Source organism: Chryseobacterium sp. GW821-FHT04C04 (assembly GCF_059420365.1).
In genome coordinates this window covers 80,656-99,856 of record NZ_JBWKTO010000001.1, presented here as the reverse complement: position 1 = coordinate 99,856, position 19,201 = coordinate 80,656, and the positions used below count along the sequence as shown (strand labels likewise).

The following is a 19,201-nucleotide window of genomic DNA, read 5'->3' as shown; positions in this document are numbered from 1 at the left end:
AATATAAAGTTTTGCTGTCTGAAAACTGAATTCAGTTTTTAGAATTTATAAGCTAAACCTACCTGGAATACTCCATTTCTAGAAGCATCACCATTATTGTTTTTAGGAACATCAGATAATCCAGCGGTATATCTTACATTCACTCCGATATTTTGTGTGAAATAATATCCAGCTCCAAGACCAAGTCCGAAATCAAAAGTTTTTAAATTGTCTTTAACATCTACAGACACACCGCTACCTTTTGCTTTAGCACCGATAAGGAACCCGAATTGAGGACCTGCTTCCACATATAAGTTAGGAATCAGGTTGTATTGTAACATTACTGGTACTGCGATATAATCCATGTTAAGTTTTGCATCACTGTTAGACTTAAGTTTACCACCCATACCACTGTATAAAACTTCCGGCTGTACAGAGAAGTCTTGCGCTACCGGAATGTTTGCAAAAACACCACCATAGAATCCAGCTTTAGAATTGAATTCGCTGTTAGAAATGCTAGAAACATTCAGACCTGCCTTTACTCCAAATCTAACTGGAGAAGATGAAGCAGTTGAAGTCTTCTGAGCGAAAGTGAAAGTACCTGCTACTAAGGCAAGGCCTAAAATTAACTTTTTCATAAGTTTTGTATTTTAATAGTTTTTAAGTTTTATTTAACGTTTCATTAAGAAACAAACAGTGTGCCAAAGTTGACAAGTATTGTTAACTTATTGTTTTGTAGGTTTTTATGTAATAAAAAATCCGAACTCAAAATGAGCTCGGATCTACTTTAATTATAAAAACTTGTCGTGAAAAGCTGATAATGCTTTAGAATTTGTAGTTGACTCCTACCTGGAATACATTGTTTTTTACAGAACCAGTTCTGTCATATCCATAAAGATATCTATGACTTTTGTTTACAATATCAGAGAATCCTGCAGTATATCTTACATTCACACCGATGTTTTTGGTGAAATTATAACCTGCACCCAATCCGATTCCGAAGTCAAAACCTCTGGTTGCGTCTTTAAGCAGTAAACTTCCTTCATTGTCTTTCAATCGGGCATCCATTAAGAAATTAAATTGAGGACCTGCTTCTACATAAAATTTAGGAAGCGCTTTGTATTGAAACATTACCGGAACGGAAATATATTCTAAATTAAGTTTTGCATTACTGCCTCCTTTTTCTTTTGCTCCTACAGCACTATACAATACTTCCGGTTGTACAGAAAAATCTTTTGATACAGGAATGTTCACAAAAACACCACCATAAAATCCTGCTTTTGAATTCATATCCATATTAGAAAGGTTGGATACATTAAGTCCTGCCTTTAAACCGAATTTAATTTTGGATTTAGAAGGAGCTGATGAAACTGTTGTTTCAGTTGAAGTGGATGTGCTTTGAGCAAAAGCAAAAGTACCTGCAATAAGAGCCAGGCCTAAAAAAATCTTTTTCATAGATTAGTTTTATTTTTAAGTTGTTTAACATCCGACAATCAACAAACAATATGCCGTGAATCCCATGGATAAAGAATTTATCGTTTTTTTAACAGATGGAAAAATCAACATTTTGGGAGGTATGTTTAGTCTTTTATGAACTCAATAAAAATTTAACATAAAAAAAGACCAGATTAAAAAATTAACCTGATCTTTTCTATTGAATATAAAATTTGTTAGTGAATGGATAAGCTTATTTAAATTTATAAGCTAAGCCTACTTGGAATAGGTTGTTTCTTGTAGCATCAGATCCACTAGGTCTGTTTTTCGCTACATCTGTTAAACCTGCAACATATCTTGCGGTAAGTCCTAAGTTTGGTGTGAAGTAATATCCAGCACCAAGACCGATACCAAAGTTGAATGTGCTTAGATTGTCTTTGTAGTTATCTGTAGTAGATGACTGTCCATTAGATTCATTTTTGAACTTGTTCTTAGCACTTACCATGAAACCGAATTCTGGTCCTGCTTCTACATAAAGATCCGGGATCAAGTTATACTGGAACATTACCGGAACTGTAATATAATCTAATTTAGTAGAAGCTGAATATTTTGTTCCTGCTAAAGTATAATTAGATTTATTACCGTATTGTGAGTATTGCACCTCCGGTTGAACACTAAATGAACTTGCTAATGGAATGTTTGCAAATACACCTGCGTTGAATCCTATTTTAGATTTCTGATCGTCTAGACCACTATCTTTTGAAAGTGAAGATACGTTCATCCCACCTTTTACCCCAAATGTTACTGGGTTAGAAGAAGATGTGTTTGTTGTCTGTTGAGCGAATGCGAATGTTCCTGCAGTTAACGCTAATCCTAAAATTAACTTTTTCATAACTTTAATTTTTTAATTTTACTCTTTCTTAATTTTAAATTTTACTACTTGTTCAGCTTTTCAGTTGAACGCAGAGTATCTTTCAAATTGCTTGCCAAAAATCTTTTTTATGAGTGAAATCAATAAAAAAATCACTTAGTGTTTAAGTGATTTTTTAAATATTATGCTGATTTACAGTGTGTTATTTATTTAAATAAACATTTGTTTAGAAAGGGTTTAAATTGACAATTTTGTTAAACAACACGTTTTAAAGCATATTTGATTTCAGAAAATAATTAAGCATTATTCAAATTTCGGTAAAAAGATAACGACTCAAGGATGTTTTCCTGGCTGCACTGATGGTCATACGTACAAGAACCGATTCCTGAAAGCAGGGAAAAATTAATTTTATGGTCTGTATTCTTTTTATCATTCAATAGTAATGCGGTGATATCTTCATCTTTAAAATCACTGATGTCAAGATATGGATAGTATCTCTGGATATTTTCAATGATCACTTTTGCATCTTCTTCAGAAATAAGGTTTTCAAGAGAAGCAAGATGAGCTTCGGAAATCATTCCCATAGCAACTGCTTCTCCATGCAGAATAGGATTTCCCTGCTGTAAGCACAAACTTTCTACTGCATGACCTATTGTATGACCAAAGTTCAGGGTTTTTCTAATGTTTTGTTCATGGAAATCCTGATCTACCACAGTTTGTTTAATATTCATAGAAGCTTGAATATGTGGAACTACCGTTTCAACTTCCAGTTTACGGATCTGAATAAGCTGATCCCAATGATTTTTATCAGCAATTAATCCATGCTTCAGCATTTCAGCGAATCCGCTTCTTAACTCTTTAAAAGGTAATGTTTCCAAAAATTTTGGGAAAATAAAGATCTGTTCCGGGAAAGCGAAAGTTCCCACCATGTTTTTATAGTGCATCAAATCAATTCCTGTTTTTCCTCCTATAGAAGCATCACACATGGATAAAAGGGTAGTAGGGATATTGATAAACTGTATTCCTCTTTTATAAGTAGATGCAACAAATCCTCCCATATCGGTAATCACCCCACCTCCAAGGTTGATAACCAATGCCTTTCTGTCTGCCTGCATCTCTGTCAAAATTTCCCACAGCTGATTGGCTGTCTGGATATTTTTCATTTCCTCACCCGCTTCAATCTCTAAAATCTCAAAGCCAAGATCTGTTTCCATATTTCCTAAAAGAATAGGAAGACAGTATTCATGTGTGTTTTCATCTACCAGGATGAAAATTTTACTGAAAGTTTTTTCGTGAAGAAATGTATTGAGCTGAGAAAAATTATCGTTTAATATTGTTATCATCTTCGATTTTATGTAAAGTTAAAATGTAAACTATATTGCAAAGTTATGATTCTTAATTTTTAACTCGTAACTAAATTACTATCTTTGCAGAAATTTTTAGAATGAGCAGAGATAATAATAATTCAGACAGACCAAAGAGACCAAGAATTTCAACCAAGAAAAGTTCTGATGATTCTCGTGCTTCCAGATCTGGAAATTCTTCAGGATCAAAGTCTTTCAAGAAACCTTTTGCTAAAGAAGGAGGAAGAAAAGGCCCAGAACATCAAGGATCCAACTCAAGATTTGAAAAGAAACCTTTCAAAAGAAATACCGATAGTGCAGAAAACTCGAATGACGATTCTGGTTCAAAATCTGAAAGAAAACCTTATATCACGAACAAAAGTGAGGGCTATGAGAAAAAATCTTTTGGAAAACCTAAAAGAGGCGGAAGAGAATTCGATACCAGAGATAAGTATGAAAGAGGCAGCCTGAAATACGGAAGAAGACCCTCTAGCGGAGATGAAAGAAATGAAGACAAAACAAGATCTTTTGTACAGAAAAGGAGATTGAATAAAATCGAAAAAGACGTTCATAAAGACACTATCCGTCTTAACAAGTATATCGCTAATTCCGGGATCTGCAGCAGAAGAGAAGCTGATGAACTGATTACTCAGGGATTGGTGGAAGTAAACGGAAAAGTTGTCAATGAAATGGGGTATCAGGTACAGAAAACAGATAGAGTAGTTTTTGACGGACAAAATATTACTCCTGAAAAACCTGTATATGTACTTTTAAATAAGCCAAAAGGTTATATTTCTACTACAAAAGACGATAAAGCAAGAAAAACTGTAATGGATCTTGTAGCCAATGCTTCTCCTTACAGACTTTTCCCGGTTGGAAGACTGGACCGTTCTACAACAGGGGTTATTTTGTTAACGAATGACGGGCACATGACTAAAAAACTTACGCATCCCTCTTTTGATGCTAAAAAGATTTATCATGTAACGCTGGATAAAAAGCTTACGGCTGAAGATCTACGTCTTATTGCTGAAGGGATTCGTCTTGATGAAGGAGTTGCCGTTGTTGATCAGATTTCATACATTGAAGGGAAACCTAAAAATGAGATTGGAATTGAGATTCACATTGGATGGAACCGTGTTGTCAGAAGAATATTCCAAAGATTAGGATATGAAGTAGAATCTTTAGACAGAGTAATGTTTTCAGGATTAACGAAGAAGAATATTAAAAGAGGACACTGGAGAATCCTTACAGAACTGGAAGTAAACAACCTTAAAATGCTTTAGAATAATAATGAATGATGAGTGATAGATTATGAATAACAGATTCATATTTTAAACTTATTTCATTTATTCTTTTTAAGTATAAAGAATAAAAAAGCGCAGAATTTTCTGCGCTTTTTTTGTTTTGTATCTCCCGTCCTGAAATAAGTTGAGAATTAATCAATTTACATTATGAAAGATCAAGAGTTAAAAACTGTATTCGATATATTGTAACTCATAGTACACTTGCTATTCTTTTAAAAACTGGGGAACTTTTCTTTGTGGGTTAATCTGTTCAAATGTATAGGCCATATTGATCAGTTTACCTTCTTCCCATTTTCCGGCAAAAAAAGAAATACCAATAGGTAATTCATTTATATAGCCCATTGGTAAGGTAATGCTTGGATATCCGGCAATAGCTGCAGGGCTGGAACTTGAATAGAAATTTTCATAATTATCACCATTTTTCAAATCTGTTTTCCATGCTTCTGCAGTAGTAGGGGCTATTATGGCATCTAAATTATATTTTTTTATTACAGAGTCTATTCCTTGTTGGCTGCCTTTTTGGGCAATTGTAACTGCCTTTTTATAATTCTTATCTTTCTTCCCATTACCTTTAGCGGAAAGCTCTAAATATTCTTGTCCAAAGTATTGTAGTTCTTCTTGGTTGTTTTTGTTAAAAGCAATTAGCTCATCTATATTTTTTATTGCTGCATTTTTTCCTAAAGATTTTAAATAATCATTCAACTCATCCTTAAATTCACTGACCATCAATTCAAAGGAATTTTTTGAGATTTCGGGTGAAATCCAATCTTTCTCTATTTCAACCATTGTGGCACCCTGAGCTTCTAATACTTTTAATGTTTGTAAAAATAAATCGTCCACTTTTTTATTGGCTCCTTTGGTAATTCCTTTTACATATCCAAGCCTTTTTCCTTTCAATCCTGTTAGAGTAAGGAATTGGGTATAATCTTTATGTAGAAATGGCATATTACCAATGGTCTTCTTATCATTTTTATCTTCATCTGCCATCGTTCCAAGGCTTATAGCAATATCTTTCACCGTTCTTGCCATGGGTCCCGGGGTATCCTGTGAACTGGAAATGGGAATAATCCCTTGTCTGGAAATTAAACCAACAGTAGGTTTTAAGCCAACAATTCCATTGAAACTGGAGGGGCAAACGATAGATCCATTAGTTTCCGTACCAATTGCTATTATGCCGAGATTGGAGGAGATGGCAGCCCCCGAACCTGCACTGGATCCACAGGTGTTTCTATTAAGAATATAAGGGTTTTTGGTAAGTCCACCCAATCCACTCCAGCCACTTGTGGATTTTTCACCTCTGAAATTTGCCCATTCACTGAGATTGGTTTTTCCAATGATTACAGCCCCTGCATCTCTAAGTTTTTTAACGAGATAGCTATCCTGTAGTGGAAAAGAGTTTTTTAAAGCCAGAGAACCCGCCGTATTGGGCATTTTATCATGAGTATCTATATTGTCTTTCAATAATACAGGGATTCCAAATAATGGTTTATTTTTAAATTTTGAATCCAAATGATCCAAGGAGTCAGCAATTTTAATAGCATCCGGATTGGTAGTGATTATAGAGTTTAATTGTATTCCGTTTTTATCAATATCATTGATGCGTTTAAAATAAGCTTCAACAACTTCTTTTACCGTCACTTTATTATTTCTATACAAATTTTGGATCTTTTCAATATCATATTCCAGATATTTGAATTGTGAATCTGTTACATCTTGAGCCTTGGTAAGAACTCCAAAAAAGGCTACAGCAGATAGAATTACTTTTTTCATTATAAATGTTTTTCTCAAATATAAAGAATTATACCAAATTCATCAAGCTGTTGGAGAACGTGTGTTTTGATGATAAAAAAAGCGCAGAAATAAAATCCCACGCTTTTGAATGTATATTACTCAGTACAATTACCGTACTAAAAGTGAGTTGAATATTGATTATCCAAGAACCGTAACTCCTTTTTCGATCATATCATAAATAGCATCTCTTGCATTATCGGGTTTTACGTTTACAGCACGTGTCCCGTTGAAATGAAGGCAGGTAACATATCCGTTGGCTACAGCATCTAAAGAGGTGAATTTAACGCAATAATCCAATGCCAATCCTACAATTTCCACCAATTGGATGTCGTGATATTTTAAGAAATCATCCAAACCGGTTTTCATAAAGTGATTATTGTCCTGGAAACCGCTATAGCTGTCAATTTCAATATTTTTCCCTTTCTGTATAATGTGTGTTACCTTATCTCTGTTCAGATCTTTATGGAATTCTGCTCCGAAAGTTCCCTGAATACAGTGATCAGGCCACATAAACTGAGGAACACCATTTAAAATAATACTTTCTCCTACCTTTCTTCCATTACTGCTTGCAAAGCTTTTGTGACCTGCAGGATGCCAGTCCTGCGTTAAAACTACCTGATCATATGCATTTTCCTCCATCAGAAGATTGATATATGGAATAATTTCGTTGGATCCAGGGACTGCAAGTGCTCCGCCTTCACAAAAATCATTCTGTACATCGACTATTATTAACGCTTTTTTCATATTTTGATTCTCGAATTTTTGATAAATTTACAAAACTAATCTTCAAAAATTTGTCCAAAACTGAATTATCGGACAAATCGGCAACATAAATTTCCAGTAAAGACAGGATAAGAGAACGAAAAATTAAAATAATTGAACTTTATGGATAGAGGAGCAGCTTTCAAAGCATAAACCAAATATCAATAGCTTATCTTTGCCATAAATAAGTATTTTATGTCATTTGAGTCTTTAGGATTATCACACAATATTATTCGTTCTGTCAACAAATTGGGGTATTTGAAGCCATTTCCCATACAGGAGCAGGCGGTGCCCGTTATTTTGCAGGGGAAAGATCTGATGGGTATAGCACAGACAGGTTCCGGAAAAACGGCTTGTTTTGTGATGCCGATTTTAGAAAAATTACAGAATTCGGAAGTTAAAAAAGACCGTAATGTTCAGGTCTTAATATTGGTGCCTACCCGTGAATTGGCCATTCAGATTGATGAGGTTTTCAGAGCTTTTACAGAAAATCTTAAAAGGGAAATTCGTACGATGGCAGTTTATGGAGGGGTTTCTATTAATCCGCAGATGAAAGGAATGTTTGGAGTGGAAGTTTTGATCGCAACTCCCGGGCGTTTATTAGATCTCATTGATCATAATGCATTGAGTATTTCAGGAATCCAGCACCTGGTGATTGATGAAGCAGATAAAATGTTTCAGCTAGGTTTTGGTGAAGAAATGAATAAGCTTTTTGCAATGATGCCTGTCGTGAAGCAAACTACTTTGTTTTCGGCAACTTTAAATGATAAGGTTTCTGAGATGAAGGAACGTTTGTCCATTAATCCTGTCATTATTGAAATTAAGAAAGAAGAAGTTGAAATTGATAATATCGAGCAGCTGGCTTATCATGTTTCTCCTGAAAATAAAGGTCCTTTTTTACGCTATCTGATTAAAGAAAAGAAAGTTGAAAAAGCATTGATTTTTGTTTCGTCTACAAGATCTGCAGATAACTTAGTAGAAAAGCTTAAAAAGAATAAAATTAAAGCCGTAGCCATCCACAGTCAGAAATCTCAGGGTGCCCGTAGAAATAATCTGGAAGAATTCAAAGTAAACGGAGCTCAGATTTTGGTTGCTACAGACTTAATAGGCCGTGGAATTCATATCGAGTCATTACCATGTGTAATCAATTACGAATTGCCGCGTTCCCCTTTAGATTACATTCACCGTATTGGTAGAACAGGGCGTGCTAATGAAAAAGGAACGGCTATTAGCATTCTGACTGATGACGAATTGCAGCATTTCAGAGTCATTCAAAAGAAAATGGGTAAAAAAGTTACTCTGCAAAGAACAGAAGGTATTGATTTACACGGTTATTAATATCTGATTTAAAATAATAAAGGCTTCAGTTGTAAAGATTGAAGCCTTTATTATTTTCTGTCCTGTAAATTGTTATAGGTACAATTAATACTTTCTTCACCTTAGATTCTTGAATTTTTGATAAATTTACACAAGCTGATATTTACAAATCGTTCAAAAAGTTATAATCGGACGAATCGGCAGTATTAAAAAAAATAAAACCTTGAGCAATGAGTGATTTAGAGAAAAAAAAGTTTCCAATAGGACCGTTTGAAGCTCCCGAGAACATCTGTGACACCACGTTGGATACTTACATCAAAGTGATCAAAGATTTTCCCGGCAGACTAAAAAACCTCATTGAGCATTTTACAGATGATCAGTTGGACACTCCTTACAGGGAGGGAGGATGGACCGTTAGGCAGCTTGTGAACCATCTTTCAGATAGCCACATCAATAGTTTTATCCGTTTTAAACTGGCTCTTACGGAAGATAATCCTACCATAAAACCTTATGATGAGGCTCAATGGGCAGAGCTTCAGGACAGCTTTCATATGCCTGTAAAACCGGCCATGAGAATGCTGAAAGGAACCCACCAAAGATGGGTTGTACTCCTTAAAAGTCTTACTAATAAGCAATTTGAAAGAACGTTTCATCACCCTGAACACAACAAAAATTATAATTTAAGGGAGAGCCTTGCTTTATATGTCTGGCACTGTAATCACCATTTTGCTCATATTGAAAATCTGAAAAACGAAAAAGGTTGGTAAGAAAGCATCTTAATAATCCAATATATTATAAGGAGATTGTAAACAGAATTTCCATGTTATCTGAAAACTCCTCAGGAAAATGGGGAAAAATGAACGTGTCCCAAATGCTAAAGCATTGTGACCTAGTTCTTCAGGTAGCTTTGAAAAAAGTAGACCTTCCCCGTATCAATGTCCTGTTTGAGACAATAGGAATCTTTACAAAAGTAGAAATGTATGTTTTCAATAATGGAATTCCCAGAAACATGCCTACTTTTCAAAAACTAATCGTTAATTTTGAGTGTGATTTTGATGAATCAAAAACCAATCTGCTGAAAACGCTGGAGGAGTTTCGGGAGGCTTGTGCAAAAAGCAACCTGCCCAACCGTCACAGATTATTCGGAAATATGACTGAAAAAGACTGGGAATTTTTAGAATACAAACATCTTGATCATCATTTAAAACAATTTAGTGTATGAGTTTTTTTGATAAAATATTCGGTGGAAAGAACGAAACCCCTGACCAGAAATCGTTCTGGAAAAAAATAGAATCTGAAGAAGATCTGAAAAAAGCTATAGAAGATTCTTTTCAGAATAAGATAGCCATATTTAAACATTCAACAAGCTGTTTCATCAGCAAGACTGTACTGAAAAACTTTGAAAGAGAAGTTGAACATTCAGATAAGCCGGTTAATTTATATTATTTGGATTTGTTGGCCAATAGGGCTATTTCAAGTAAAATAGCGGTAGAACTTGGGGTGCGGCATGAAAGTCCGCAGCTGATCGTTATAGAGAACGGGAAGCCTATCAATAATGCTTCACACCAGGATATTTCTTTAAGCCAGATTGTATCATGAAGAATATAAATAATTATCTAGCCAAAGTTTTAAATGTTCCGCTTCAGAACGTTAATACCTGTAGTCTGCATTATGAAGTAAAGAAGATCCCTAAAAATCAGTTTCTTCTTCAGTACGGCGAAATATGCCGTCATATATTCTTTGTAGAAAAAGGACTGATAAAAATGTATTCCATCGATAAAAACGGAAAGGAACATATTATACAGTTTGCTCCGGAAAGCTGGCTGATTTCTGATCGAAGCAGTCTTTATTTCAATGAAAAATCCATTTATTATATAGAAGCAGTTGAAGATTCAGAAGTATTGTTTCTGCATCCTGATTTCTTCAACAAATTGGTGGAGCAGTTTCCCAATAGTATTGAAAGAAGTGATTTTCTCCTTCAGAAACATATCAGAAGCCTTCAGAACAGAATCAATTCATTACTGGGAGAGACTGCGGAAGAAAGATACATGAAGTTCATCAAAATGTATCCGGATTTGCTCTTGAGAGTTCCGCAATGGATGATTGCTTCTTATCTTGGGATTACTCCTGAAAGTCTGAGCCGTGTAAGAAAAGAACTGGCGAGAAAAAATTTCGTTCCGGATAATAAATAGAAAAGGCCGGAAGAGGGAAGAGGAAGACTTGAAGTTCTAGTGAACACAAAAGAACTTATGGAGTTATTGTTGGGATGTCATTTATATTACCAATAAGAATTGACATAAGTTTTCTTAAGTCTACAATGACTTCCTTCTTCCAGCCTCTATCTTCCTTATTTCATATAAATTTTTTTGGCAAGATTTCCGACCTGTCTGAGCTTTGTCTGTGTATTTTCCGTCCAGGGAAGTCCTATACAAAGCCGCATGCAGTTTTCAAACTGCTCCTGAAAGGTAAACATTCTTCCGGGAGCAATACTTATGTTTTGTTTGATGGCCAGATCATATAATTCCGTTGTGCGTATCTTTTTATCAAACTCTACCCATAATGATAATCCTCCCTGCGGACGGCTTGTTTTGGTGCCTTCCGGGAACGACTCTGCAATGGTCTGAACATAATTCTGGTAATTAAACTGTAAAGTTCTGCGAAGCTGTTGGAGGTGTTTTTCATATTTTCCGGATTTCAGAAAGTTGGCAACCGCTTCATTTACAATGGAAATAGATGAAGTGGAGTGCAGGAGTTTAAGTTTCATGATTTTATCTTTATATCTTCCCGGAGCAATCCACCCCACACGATATCCCGGTGCCAGTGTTTTTGAAATAGAACTGCAATACAGTACGCTTCCGTCTTTATCAAAAGATTTACAGCATTTCGGACGGGTAGATCCGAAATAAAGATCTCCATAGACGTCATCTTCAATCAATGGAATGTTGTTTTCAGAAAGTATTTTTACAATTTCCTTTTTGTTTTCATCCGGCATACAGCTTCCCAAAGGAGAGTTGAAATTGGGAATAAGCAGACACATATTTATTTGGGGAATTACCTTTTTCAAAGCCTCAATTTCTATTCCGGTAGTGGGATGGGTGGGAAGTTCCAGTACTTTTAAACCCAATCCGTTGGCCAGCTGTAGAATTCCGGGATAGCAAGGACTTTCAATCGCAATCGTATCACCAGGTTTCCCCAGCGCCATTAAGCAAAAAGATAAAGCATTCATCCCGCCATTGGTTGTGATCAGATCATTTTCACTCAAATTTCCGCCCCATTGTAAAGAACGTATGGCGATCATTCTCCTGAGTTTCAGATTTCCCTGAAGTTCTTCATATTCGGTGCCTCCTTCTTTTAATTCCCGGATGGCATTTACAATTTCTTTTTTCAGCTTTGCCTGAGGCAGCAGGTCTCCTGACGGAATACCGATTGAGAAAAAAGTAAGATCTTTTTTACCCATATTTTCATATACTTTGCTGATCAGCTCATCCGGTTCATCATTATTGGCAATCAATGATGGACGGCTCACTTCAGGTAAAGGGAGTTTTGCAGAGAGTAGCTGGCTTACAAAATAACCAGACTGAGGTTTTGATTCTACTAAAGACTGAGATTCCAGTTCCAGAAAAACACGCTTGGCTGTATTCATACTTACCTGATGTTCCTGGCATAGCATTCTTACCGAAGGAAGCTTATCTCCGGCTTTTAAAATACCATTTCTGATCTGTCCTGCAATTCCATCGGCAATTTCTGTATATAAAAATTCTTTACTCATATGTTCAACTGTGTTCATACAAATATACAAAACTGAGACTGTGTTTATCAAATTATCCTTTTTAATTTTGAACCATCAATTAAAACCTTTCTTAAAATGATGACAAATACAATTTCAAAAGACCAGGCGGTAAGCGGCTGGATAAATGGTTTCATAGGAGTATTGCTTTTTAGCGGTTCCATGCCTGCTACAAAATTAGCTGTCATGGAGATGGATCCTATATTTGTGACCATTGCACGTGCAGTGATTGCGGGAATACTGGCTCTTTCTGTTTTACTGATTTATAAAGAGAAGCGCCCTGCAAAGAATCAGATCTTTTCCTTAGTTCTTGTATCAATTGGCTGTGTGATAGGGTTTCCGCTGCTTTCTTCTTTGGCATTACAATATCTGACCTCTGCTCATTCTATTGTATTTTTGGGGATGCTGCCTTTAGCAACCGCTATTTTTGGCGTGTTTCGTGGAGGAGAAAGACCGCATCCTATATTTTGGCTCTTTTCGATTATTGGAAGTGTTTTGGTTATTGGTTATGCTTTTTCTCAGGGAATCTCGGCTTCTCCTATCGGCGATATTCTGATGCTGTTAGCTGTTATTTTATGTGGTCTTGGTTATGCTGAAGGAGCGAAGCTGTCAAAGACTTTAGGGGGATGGCAGGTCATTTCATGGGCACTGGTTTTATCTTTACCTATAATGCTGCCGTTATTTTTTATTTATTTTCCCACAAACTTGCAAGCAGTAAGCTTTAAAGGCTGGTTCGGGTTGGGATATATCTCATTATTCAGCATGTTTATTGGTTTTATATTCTGGTATAAAGGTTTGGCGCAGGGAGGGATTACTTCAGTAGGACAGCTGCAGCTTCTTCAGCCGTTCTTTGGTCTTGCTTTAGCAGCTTATTTTTTACATGAGCCGGTAAGTATGGGAATGCTGGGAGTTACAGTAGGAGTGATCTTATGTGTTGCCGGAACCAAAAAATTTGCGAAATAATTAAGATACAATATCCAATTTTATCCCTAGGCATAAGGATTTGAGACATTCAAAAAAGTATTGATGTCATCCGGACCTCTAAATAAAATACAAAAAAAATAGCAGTTTTTTCTGTTATTCCTTTTAAAACCCCGTTTTCACCCTGTGAAGCGGGGTTTATTGTCTTATTTTTTTACAAATAATTAAAAATGTTATTTGTGAAAATGTGGTATCAAAAATGTAAATTAATTTGAGTTTTAATGTAAATAAACAGTCAATAAGTTGAAAATTAATCAAATATGTCAATAATTTTAACTTTTTTTAACTTTATAGACAATGATTAAGGTGTGGTTTTTGCATGCATACCAAAATCAGTTCCCAATGATATTTTTACTAAGACTAAGAAGAGGATAAGAAGAAAACAACGCCAAAAACAATTATTATGGTTATCGACGAAAATATTTTGATTTCAGCGGGAGCAGAAACGAGACATTATACCCCTTCAGAAATGATTTTCTGTGAAGGAGATATCCCCAATTATTATTACCAAATTTGTAAAGGGGAGGTGAAACTGAACAATTATAATGAGGAAGGAAAAGAATTTATTCAAAACATTTTATCCGATGGGGAAAGCTGTGGAGAATCTATTCTTTTTATAAAAAAGCCTTATCCTATGAATGCTGAAGCCATTACAGAATGCAGTGTTCTAAGGCTCCATAAATCTGTTTTTTTTAATTTGCTGAGTGAATCTCCGGAATTATGCATGGAAGTGAGCAGTTACCTTTCAGAACGTCTGTATTATAAGTTTATCATGATGCAGAACCTTTCCTCACAAAATCCATCTATAAGATTAAAAGGATTGATGGATTATCTTAAAAGTTTTCAAAAGGATGTATCTCCTTACTCTTTTTTGGTGCCCCTGACAAGGCAGCAGATGGCAAGTCTTACAGGGCTTTGCGTAGAAACTGCGATAAGAACGATCAAACATATGGAAAGAGATAAAATCTTGAGAATTGAAAACCGTAAAATTTTATATTAAACCTATTTCAACTATTATTTTATGATTTTTTTATTTAAATTTTTATAAAACTATGAAAACAATAAGCTGCATGAACATTGATGAAAATCTGCTGTACTCCTTTGGTGCAGAAGATAGGGATCTGAAAAAACGGGATATGGTTTTTAAAGAAGGAGATCACGCACTTTATTATTTTCAGATCGGTGAGGGGAAAGTAAAGCTTAATAACTATAATGAAGACGGAAAGGAATTTATTCATAATATTTTAGGTAAAAAACAAAGTTTTGGAGAAGCTATGCTTTTTCTTAATCAGGATTACCCGATCAATGCAGTATGTCTTGAGGAAGCCAGAATTATAAGACTCCCCAAAAATAATTTCTTTGAGATGCTCAACGAGAATCACGATCTTTCGCTGGAAATGAATGCCTGCCTTTCTCAGGAAGTTTTTTATAAACTAAAAATGATGCAGAGTATGGCTTCTCAAAATCCAGAACAAAGATTGAGAGCTTTATTAGATTATCTTAAGAGCTATCATGATGAAGACTGCCATCAGTGTTTTCATATTGCATTTACCAGACAGCAGATTGCCAATCTTGTAGGTCTGCGGGTAGAAACGGTCATCAGAACGTTAAAAAAGATGGAAAAGGAGGGTAATATCACTTTAAAAGACCGAAAAATTTTATATTAATATCGGTTTTAATGATTCAAATCATAAAAAAGTGAATTATTATAGCCTATATTTGGAATAATTATTTTCAACACAATTTTTAAGATCTTACATAAGAGAAATATAAAGTTGTTTATCCTTTGTTCATCTTAGATGTAGTCTAATGCCATTTATGGGCTGTAATAATCAATAATATAAATTCATATTATGGCTGATAAAACCACAGAATCTAATACCACTGCCTCCACAGCTATAAAAACGAAACAAGATCATGCTGCTGTAAAGGAGGATGAAATGAAAAATGCTTTGCTTTACCCGTTTTTTATAAGTGCTCTTAAAGATATTCATAAGGCTGAGAGCCCAAATTGGCAACCTGTAGAGACGACTGAAATATCCATTAATTTTGATGAGAATAAGGAAGATTAAATGAATACAGCACACTTTATAGTTTATTCTATAGGTCTTGTTTTAACCCCTGAAATCAGAATAATATATGGACTCTCATAAAATAATAAATACCCTAAGGCACAAACAATTTATAAAAGTAGTTCATAAAGGAAATTGCTTTGAAGATGGAGCAGCAGTTTATGCTAAAGAGATCAGCGAAAACATTTTTCTTCTATTTATTGTTCTGAAAGATATTAATATTGAAAATATACAGGCATTGATTGCCCATTTTGACTGTTTCAACAGTATTGGATTAAAAGAACCGGAACAAATCATGTTTCATCTGTCTATTAAAGATAAAAGTGACCTCCATTATTTTGAGCAGTATTTAGAAGCTTCTAATAACTAATACCATTTTTTGAATATGATATTTGAGAACGAGACTTTACAGCATTCCGGGTTGTATGATAAAAATAATGAGATAGAGAATGAATCTTTATTTCCGCCTATCATCAATTCTTACGGAGTGACTGCTTTTCTGATCAAGTCTTTGGAAAAGATTAAAAATAATGCAAAATGTGAGATTCTGAAAGGAGTAATAGACACTTATATGGAAGAATATATCCTTCATATCCGTGAATTTCACAATAAGAATACAATAGAAACCAATGATTTGGATGCTGAAATAAGATTTGAATCTCCATCTTTTACCCTGTACGCCAAAACGGCTTACTATAAGGTTTTGAAAGAAGAAGAATATATCAGCAGATTTCTTGACATTCTGGAGAATAATAAAACCAACTAGTCCTCTGACTTTTTATTTAATAGCTTTTGATAAAGATTTAATAACAATACAAACACCTTCACATCATTTAAATATTTTAATCATAAAAGCTGCTGTTTTTAACCATTCAGCGGCTTTTTGATCCTATTATTTATTTTTTTATCCAATCACTCAAAATATTTTATTATGGAATTTCAAAAAAATCTTCTTGATTATATAAGCCAGTCTCTGTTAACTACTGATGAAACTATTTCTATTGCTGAAAGTGTCACTTCAGGGTGCTTGCAGCTGGCTTTTTCACAGATGCCCAACGCCTCTTTATTTTACAAAGGAGGGATGACGACTTATTCTTTAGAAGAAAAAGTAAAATTATTAAAAGTCAGCAGACCGGAAGCTGAAGAATGCGATTGCGTATCGGAAAATATTGCCCAAACAATGGCATTAAACGTTGCAAAGCTTTTTGAATCTGACTGGTCTATCGCAACCACCGGATATTGTACACCAATCCGGGATTCTGGGCATAAAATTTTTGCTTATTTCTCCTTCTCTTATAAAGGGGAGATCATTCTGAGTAAAAAACTGGAATTGCACCCCAAAACCCAAGCCCTAAACGCTCAGATGTATTACACGGAATTTATTCTGGGATGCTTTAAGAGTGAGCTCAATGGGCTTTTAATTTTAAAATAACTACACACTTTCAGTGGTATGCTGATTGTATCAAAGATTTAATTTTTGTTTAGTTTTGGCTTGGTCTGCATGATCGCGAAGTAAGATGACGTAAATGCAGAGAGACTTTGATATCCTACTTTATAAGCAACTTCACTCAGGGTATATTGCTTATTGTCAATCAGTTCAATGCTTTTTAAAATTCTTGTCAGCTGCAGATATTTTTGTAAAGTAATTCCTGTTTCGTTTTTAAAAATTCTTTGGAGACTTCTTACGGACATTTGTGCTTTTTCAGCTAGGGAATCAATATCCAGATTGTATTTGAAATTGGAATTGATATCATTACATACAGGAATCAGTCTTACATCCGTAGGAACAGGAATTTCCAGTCCGTTGCTTTCTCTGCAGAAATTGGGAAGACTTTTTAAAATAGCTTTAAAAAAGATATCCTGCTCTTCATTTTCATCCAATGATTGGTTCCATTTTGAAGCATACAAAAGCATTTCCTTTAAAACCGGTGGAACAGCAAATACCTGGACATTCTTATAAAATTCATCTTCAAAAACAGATTTAAAAAGGAATACCATCAAATTCACCGTCTGAGCTTCAGAAGTGATTTTGTGAGCTTTTTCTGAAGGAATCCAGATGACATGATGCTGCGGAACAAGATAAATTTTCCTGTCGATATGAAAATACTGGTATCCTTCTTCCACAAAAGTCAGCTGGGAACGGTTGTGCTTATGCTCATAATCATCATGTTTCCAGTTTTTTTCACACCACACATAGGCTTCTTTTTCGATGGAATCTACAAATTGGCTTTCCGTTTTTTCAATCAATCCACATTTCATGTTGTCGTTTTGTATGTATATTTTGGCAAATTTAATAAAAACGCCAGTAGTATTTTTGTACTATCAATTATATCAATAAAAATAAAACCTATATCTTATTCAGAATGAAAAAACTATGTCTTTTTTTTATTTTAATGTTATTATCTAATACCACCAACATCATGGCACAAAATAAAGCTAAAATATTGGTTCTTATCCATTCCGATAATGGGGGAACTTACGAACTGGCTAAGGAAATTGCCAAAGGAATTGAAAGCGAAAACAATGCAGTTCCCTATATCAAATTGGTCAAAGCATCACAAAATCCCAATCTGAAAAATCTGCCTGTTGCAACGGTAGATGAATTGACAAATTATGATGGAATCGCTTTTGGCTCACCGGTTTATTTCGGAAACATCAGTACAGGTATGAGTGAATTTTTATCCAAAACGGTTCAAATTTGGACCAATCATGGATTAGAAGGTGTTCCGGCGACGGTATTCATGTCGGCAGGAAGTGGAGCGGGAAAAGAGCTGGCACTTCAGGCATTCTGGAACAGTCTTGCGGTACACGGAATGGTATTGGTTTCTAATGGAATTCGAGGAACTGAAGAACTTAATAAAGCGATTCCGCAGGGAAATACTGTTTTAGGAGTGACGAGTATGGCTTCTTTAAAAGATGTTGACCGACCTACAAAAGGGGAACGAAATATTGCTGAGCTACAAGGAAAAAACTTTGCAAAAGTAACGTTGGCACTAAAAGATACAAGACCTAAAAAGACGACAGCTATGGTGGAAAAACATCAGAATTTCAATGAAATATTGAAACAGAAAAATATTATACTTCCACAGGTTCCTAAACCGGCAGGAAATTATCAGCCGTTTGTACGTTCCGGAAATCTGGTATTTATTAATCAGGTTGCCTTGAAAGACGGAAAGATTTTCAATCCTGGCAAATTAGGAGTGGAAGTCAATGAACAAGAGGTAAAGGACGCTACAAAAGTGACTATGCTGAATGTTATTTCTGTATTGAATGAAGCTGTAGGCGGAGATTTAAGCAGAGTAAAACAATGTGTTCAGCTTACCGGAATTTTTAACACCAAAGATGATTATACCAAACATGCAGACCTGATGAACGTTGCTTCTGATCTGGCTGTTGAAGTCTTCGGAGAGAAAGGAAAACATGCCAGAGCTACTTTGGGAGCTTCCTCTATTCCTGTAGGCTCTTCAGTGGAGATTCAGGCTATTTTTGAAGTAGAGTAGACTTCAATTAAAATCTGCAATAGAATTATATCAACCACAGATGCATATGGATAATAAATG

Annotated in this window: 22 protein-coding genes; 14 read left to right on the top strand and 8 right to left on the bottom strand. The window is 35.1% G+C overall.

What is annotated here, in order from left to right:
* Positions 1–38: 38 nt before the first annotated feature.
* From AC07UM_RS00480 to aroB, 4 genes are all read right to left on the bottom strand, one after another.
* Positions 39–617 (bottom strand): porin family protein, encoded by a 579-nt coding sequence (locus tag AC07UM_RS00480; protein WP_494682968.1) that lies wholly within the window; start codon positions 615–617, stop codon positions 39–41.
* A gap of 187 nt (positions 618–804) precedes the next feature.
* Positions 805–1,434 carry a porin family protein gene (locus AC07UM_RS00475; RefSeq protein WP_494682969.1) on the bottom strand — a complete coding sequence of 210 codons (630 nt, stop codon included), beginning with the start codon at positions 1,432–1,434 and terminating at the stop codon, positions 805–807.
* A 232-nt stretch (positions 1,435–1,666) separates the two neighbouring features.
* Positions 1,667–2,305, bottom strand: coding sequence for a porin family protein (locus AC07UM_RS00470; RefSeq protein WP_103234874.1), 639 nt, complete (start codon positions 2,303–2,305; stop codon positions 1,667–1,669).
* 275 nt (positions 2,306–2,580) lie between these two features.
* A complete protein-coding gene (gene aroB, locus AC07UM_RS00465) occupies positions 2,581–3,627 on the bottom strand; it encodes a 3-dehydroquinate synthase (RefSeq protein ID WP_494682970.1) in 1,047 nt (348 codons plus the stop codon).
* Between the two features lie 101 nt (positions 3,628–3,728).
* Here aroB and AC07UM_RS00460 point away from each other — a divergent pair, with 101 nt between their 5' ends.
* Positions 3,729–4,910 carry a pseudouridine synthase gene (locus AC07UM_RS00460; RefSeq protein ID WP_124531318.1) on the top strand — a complete coding sequence of 394 codons (1,182 nt, stop codon included), beginning with the start codon at positions 3,729–3,731 and terminating at the stop codon, positions 4,908–4,910.
* Between the two features lie 225 nt (positions 4,911–5,135).
* Here the strand turns inward: AC07UM_RS00460 and AC07UM_RS00455 are convergent, their stop codons facing one another.
* Positions 5,136–6,701, bottom strand: a complete 1,566-nt coding sequence (locus tag AC07UM_RS00455) for an amidase (RefSeq protein ID WP_494682971.1) — start codon at positions 6,699–6,701, stop codon at positions 5,136–5,138.
* A 159-nt stretch (positions 6,702–6,860) separates the two neighbouring features.
* Complete coding sequence (gene pncA / locus AC07UM_RS00450; RefSeq protein WP_236850053.1) at positions 6,861–7,466, bottom strand: bifunctional nicotinamidase/pyrazinamidase; 606 nt, start codon at positions 7,464–7,466, stop codon at positions 6,861–6,863.
* Between the two features lie 213 nt (positions 7,467–7,679).
* Here pncA and AC07UM_RS00445 point away from each other — a divergent pair, with 213 nt between their 5' ends.
* The 5 genes from AC07UM_RS00445 (at position 7,680) to AC07UM_RS00425 (ending at position 10,993) form a co-directional block, all read left to right on the top strand.
* Positions 7,680–8,822 carry a DEAD/DEAH box helicase gene (locus AC07UM_RS00445; protein ID WP_109738943.1) on the top strand — a complete coding sequence of 381 codons (1,143 nt, stop codon included), beginning with the start codon at positions 7,680–7,682 and terminating at the stop codon, positions 8,820–8,822.
* Between the two features lie 209 nt (positions 8,823–9,031).
* Positions 9,032–9,568, top strand: a complete 537-nt coding sequence (locus AC07UM_RS00440) for a YfiT family bacillithiol transferase (protein ID WP_494682972.1) — start codon at positions 9,032–9,034, stop codon at positions 9,566–9,568.
* Positions 9,562–10,023 (top strand): DUF1569 domain-containing protein, encoded by a 462-nt coding sequence (locus AC07UM_RS00435; RefSeq protein ID WP_494682973.1) that lies wholly within the window; start codon positions 9,562–9,564, stop codon positions 10,021–10,023. Before AC07UM_RS00440 ends, AC07UM_RS00435 begins: the two co-directional genes overlap by 7 nt.
* The gene (gene ytxJ / locus AC07UM_RS00430; RefSeq protein WP_494682974.1) at positions 10,020–10,400 is read left to right on the top strand and encodes a bacillithiol system redox-active protein YtxJ; all 381 of its coding nucleotides are present in this window, start codon (positions 10,020–10,022) and stop codon (positions 10,398–10,400) included. Before AC07UM_RS00435 ends, ytxJ begins: the two co-directional genes overlap by 4 nt.
* Positions 10,397–10,993: a Crp/Fnr family transcriptional regulator gene (locus AC07UM_RS00425; RefSeq protein ID WP_089691886.1), complete on the top strand. Its 597-nt coding sequence runs from the start codon at positions 10,397–10,399 to the stop codon at positions 10,991–10,993. Before ytxJ ends, AC07UM_RS00425 begins: the two co-directional genes overlap by 4 nt.
* 155 nt (positions 10,994–11,148) lie before the next feature.
* Here the strand turns inward: AC07UM_RS00425 and AC07UM_RS00420 are convergent, their stop codons facing one another.
* Positions 11,149–12,570, bottom strand: a complete 1,422-nt coding sequence (locus tag AC07UM_RS00420) for an aminotransferase-like domain-containing protein (protein WP_494682975.1) — start codon at positions 12,568–12,570, stop codon at positions 11,149–11,151.
* A 96-nt stretch (positions 12,571–12,666) separates the two neighbouring features.
* On the opposite strand from AC07UM_RS00420, the gene AC07UM_RS00415 reads away from it, so the two are divergent.
* From AC07UM_RS00415 to AC07UM_RS00385, 7 genes are all read left to right on the top strand, one after another.
* Positions 12,667–13,551: a DMT family transporter gene (locus AC07UM_RS00415; protein ID WP_494682976.1), complete on the top strand. Its 885-nt coding sequence runs from the start codon at positions 12,667–12,669 to the stop codon at positions 13,549–13,551.
* A 421-nt stretch (positions 13,552–13,972) separates the two neighbouring features.
* A complete protein-coding gene (locus AC07UM_RS00410; RefSeq protein ID WP_494682977.1) occupies positions 13,973–14,569 on the top strand; it encodes a Crp/Fnr family transcriptional regulator in 597 nt (198 codons plus the stop codon).
* Between the two features lie 52 nt (positions 14,570–14,621).
* Positions 14,622–15,236, top strand: coding sequence for a Crp/Fnr family transcriptional regulator (locus AC07UM_RS00405; protein WP_494682978.1), 615 nt, complete (start codon positions 14,622–14,624; stop codon positions 15,234–15,236).
* Between the two features lie 186 nt (positions 15,237–15,422).
* Positions 15,423–15,641 (top strand): hypothetical protein, encoded by a 219-nt coding sequence (locus tag AC07UM_RS00400; protein ID WP_494682979.1) that lies wholly within the window; start codon positions 15,423–15,425, stop codon positions 15,639–15,641.
* A gap of 67 nt (positions 15,642–15,708) precedes the next feature.
* Positions 15,709–16,011, top strand: a complete 303-nt coding sequence (locus tag AC07UM_RS00395) for a hypothetical protein (RefSeq protein WP_494682980.1) — start codon at positions 15,709–15,711, stop codon at positions 16,009–16,011.
* A 15-nt stretch (positions 16,012–16,026) separates the two neighbouring features.
* A complete protein-coding gene (locus AC07UM_RS00390) occupies positions 16,027–16,407 on the top strand; it encodes a hypothetical protein (RefSeq protein ID WP_494682981.1) in 381 nt (126 codons plus the stop codon).
* A 165-nt stretch (positions 16,408–16,572) separates the two neighbouring features.
* Entirely contained in the window at positions 16,573–17,073 is a 501-nt protein-coding gene (locus AC07UM_RS00385; protein ID WP_494682982.1) for a CinA family protein, read from the top strand.
* Positions 17,074–17,111: 38 nt separating this feature from the next.
* On the opposite strand, the gene AC07UM_RS00380 is transcribed toward AC07UM_RS00385, so the two are convergent.
* A complete protein-coding gene (locus tag AC07UM_RS00380; RefSeq protein ID WP_494682983.1) occupies positions 17,112–17,900 on the bottom strand; it encodes an AraC family transcriptional regulator in 789 nt (262 codons plus the stop codon).
* Between the two features lie 104 nt (positions 17,901–18,004).
* On the opposite strand from AC07UM_RS00380, the gene AC07UM_RS00375 reads away from it, so the two are divergent.
* Entirely contained in the window at positions 18,005–19,141 is a 1,137-nt protein-coding gene (locus AC07UM_RS00375) for an Atu1372/SO_1960 family protein (protein ID WP_494682984.1), read from the top strand.
* The last annotated feature ends 60 nt before the right edge of the window (positions 19,142–19,201 follow it).

Excerpts from the sequence above, each read along its gene's own strand:
- AC07UM_RS00480 (WP_494682968.1), bottom strand. The coding sequence starts at position 617 with ATGAAAAAGTTAATTTTAGGCCTTGCCTTAGTAGCAGGTACTTTCACT.
- AC07UM_RS00475 (WP_494682969.1), bottom strand. The coding sequence starts at position 1,434 with ATGAAAAAGATTTTTTTAGGCCTGGCTCTTATTGCAGGTACTTTTGCT.
- AC07UM_RS00470 (WP_103234874.1), bottom strand. The coding sequence starts at position 2,305 with ATGAAAAAGTTAATTTTAGGATTAGCGTTAACTGCAGGAACATTCGCA.
- aroB (WP_494682970.1), bottom strand. The coding sequence starts at position 3,627 with ATGATAACAATATTAAACGATAATTTTTCTCAGCTCAATACATTTCTT.
- AC07UM_RS00460 (WP_124531318.1), top strand. The coding sequence starts at position 3,729 with ATGAGCAGAGATAATAATAATTCAGACAGACCAAAGAGACCAAGAATT.
- AC07UM_RS00455 (WP_494682971.1), bottom strand. The coding sequence starts at position 6,701 with ATGAAAAAAGTAATTCTATCTGCTGTAGCCTTTTTTGGAGTTCTTACC.
- pncA (WP_236850053.1), bottom strand. The coding sequence starts at position 7,466 with ATGAAAAAAGCGTTAATAATAGTCGATGTACAGAATGATTTTTGTGAA.
- AC07UM_RS00445 (WP_109738943.1), top strand. The coding sequence starts at position 7,680 with ATGTCATTTGAGTCTTTAGGATTATCACACAATATTATTCGTTCTGTC.
- AC07UM_RS00440 (WP_494682972.1), top strand. The coding sequence starts at position 9,032 with ATGAGTGATTTAGAGAAAAAAAAGTTTCCAATAGGACCGTTTGAAGCT.
- ytxJ (WP_494682974.1), top strand. The coding sequence starts at position 10,020 with ATGAGTTTTTTTGATAAAATATTCGGTGGAAAGAACGAAACCCCTGAC.
- AC07UM_RS00425 (WP_089691886.1), top strand. The coding sequence starts at position 10,397 with ATGAAGAATATAAATAATTATCTAGCCAAAGTTTTAAATGTTCCGCTT.
- AC07UM_RS00420 (WP_494682975.1), bottom strand. The coding sequence starts at position 12,570 with ATGAGTAAAGAATTTTTATATACAGAAATTGCCGATGGAATTGCAGGA.
- AC07UM_RS00415 (WP_494682976.1), top strand. The coding sequence starts at position 12,667 with ATGATGACAAATACAATTTCAAAAGACCAGGCGGTAAGCGGCTGGATA.
- AC07UM_RS00410 (WP_494682977.1), top strand. The coding sequence starts at position 13,973 with ATGGTTATCGACGAAAATATTTTGATTTCAGCGGGAGCAGAAACGAGA.
- AC07UM_RS00405 (WP_494682978.1), top strand. The coding sequence starts at position 14,622 with ATGAAAACAATAAGCTGCATGAACATTGATGAAAATCTGCTGTACTCC.
- AC07UM_RS00400 (WP_494682979.1), top strand. The coding sequence starts at position 15,423 with ATGGCTGATAAAACCACAGAATCTAATACCACTGCCTCCACAGCTATA.
- AC07UM_RS00395 (WP_494682980.1), top strand. The coding sequence starts at position 15,709 with ATGGACTCTCATAAAATAATAAATACCCTAAGGCACAAACAATTTATA.
- AC07UM_RS00390 (WP_494682981.1), top strand. The coding sequence starts at position 16,027 with ATGATATTTGAGAACGAGACTTTACAGCATTCCGGGTTGTATGATAAA.
- AC07UM_RS00385 (WP_494682982.1), top strand. The coding sequence starts at position 16,573 with ATGGAATTTCAAAAAAATCTTCTTGATTATATAAGCCAGTCTCTGTTA.
- AC07UM_RS00380 (WP_494682983.1), bottom strand. The coding sequence starts at position 17,900 with ATGAAATGTGGATTGATTGAAAAAACGGAAAGCCAATTTGTAGATTCC.
- AC07UM_RS00375 (WP_494682984.1), top strand. The coding sequence starts at position 18,005 with ATGAAAAAACTATGTCTTTTTTTTATTTTAATGTTATTATCTAATACC.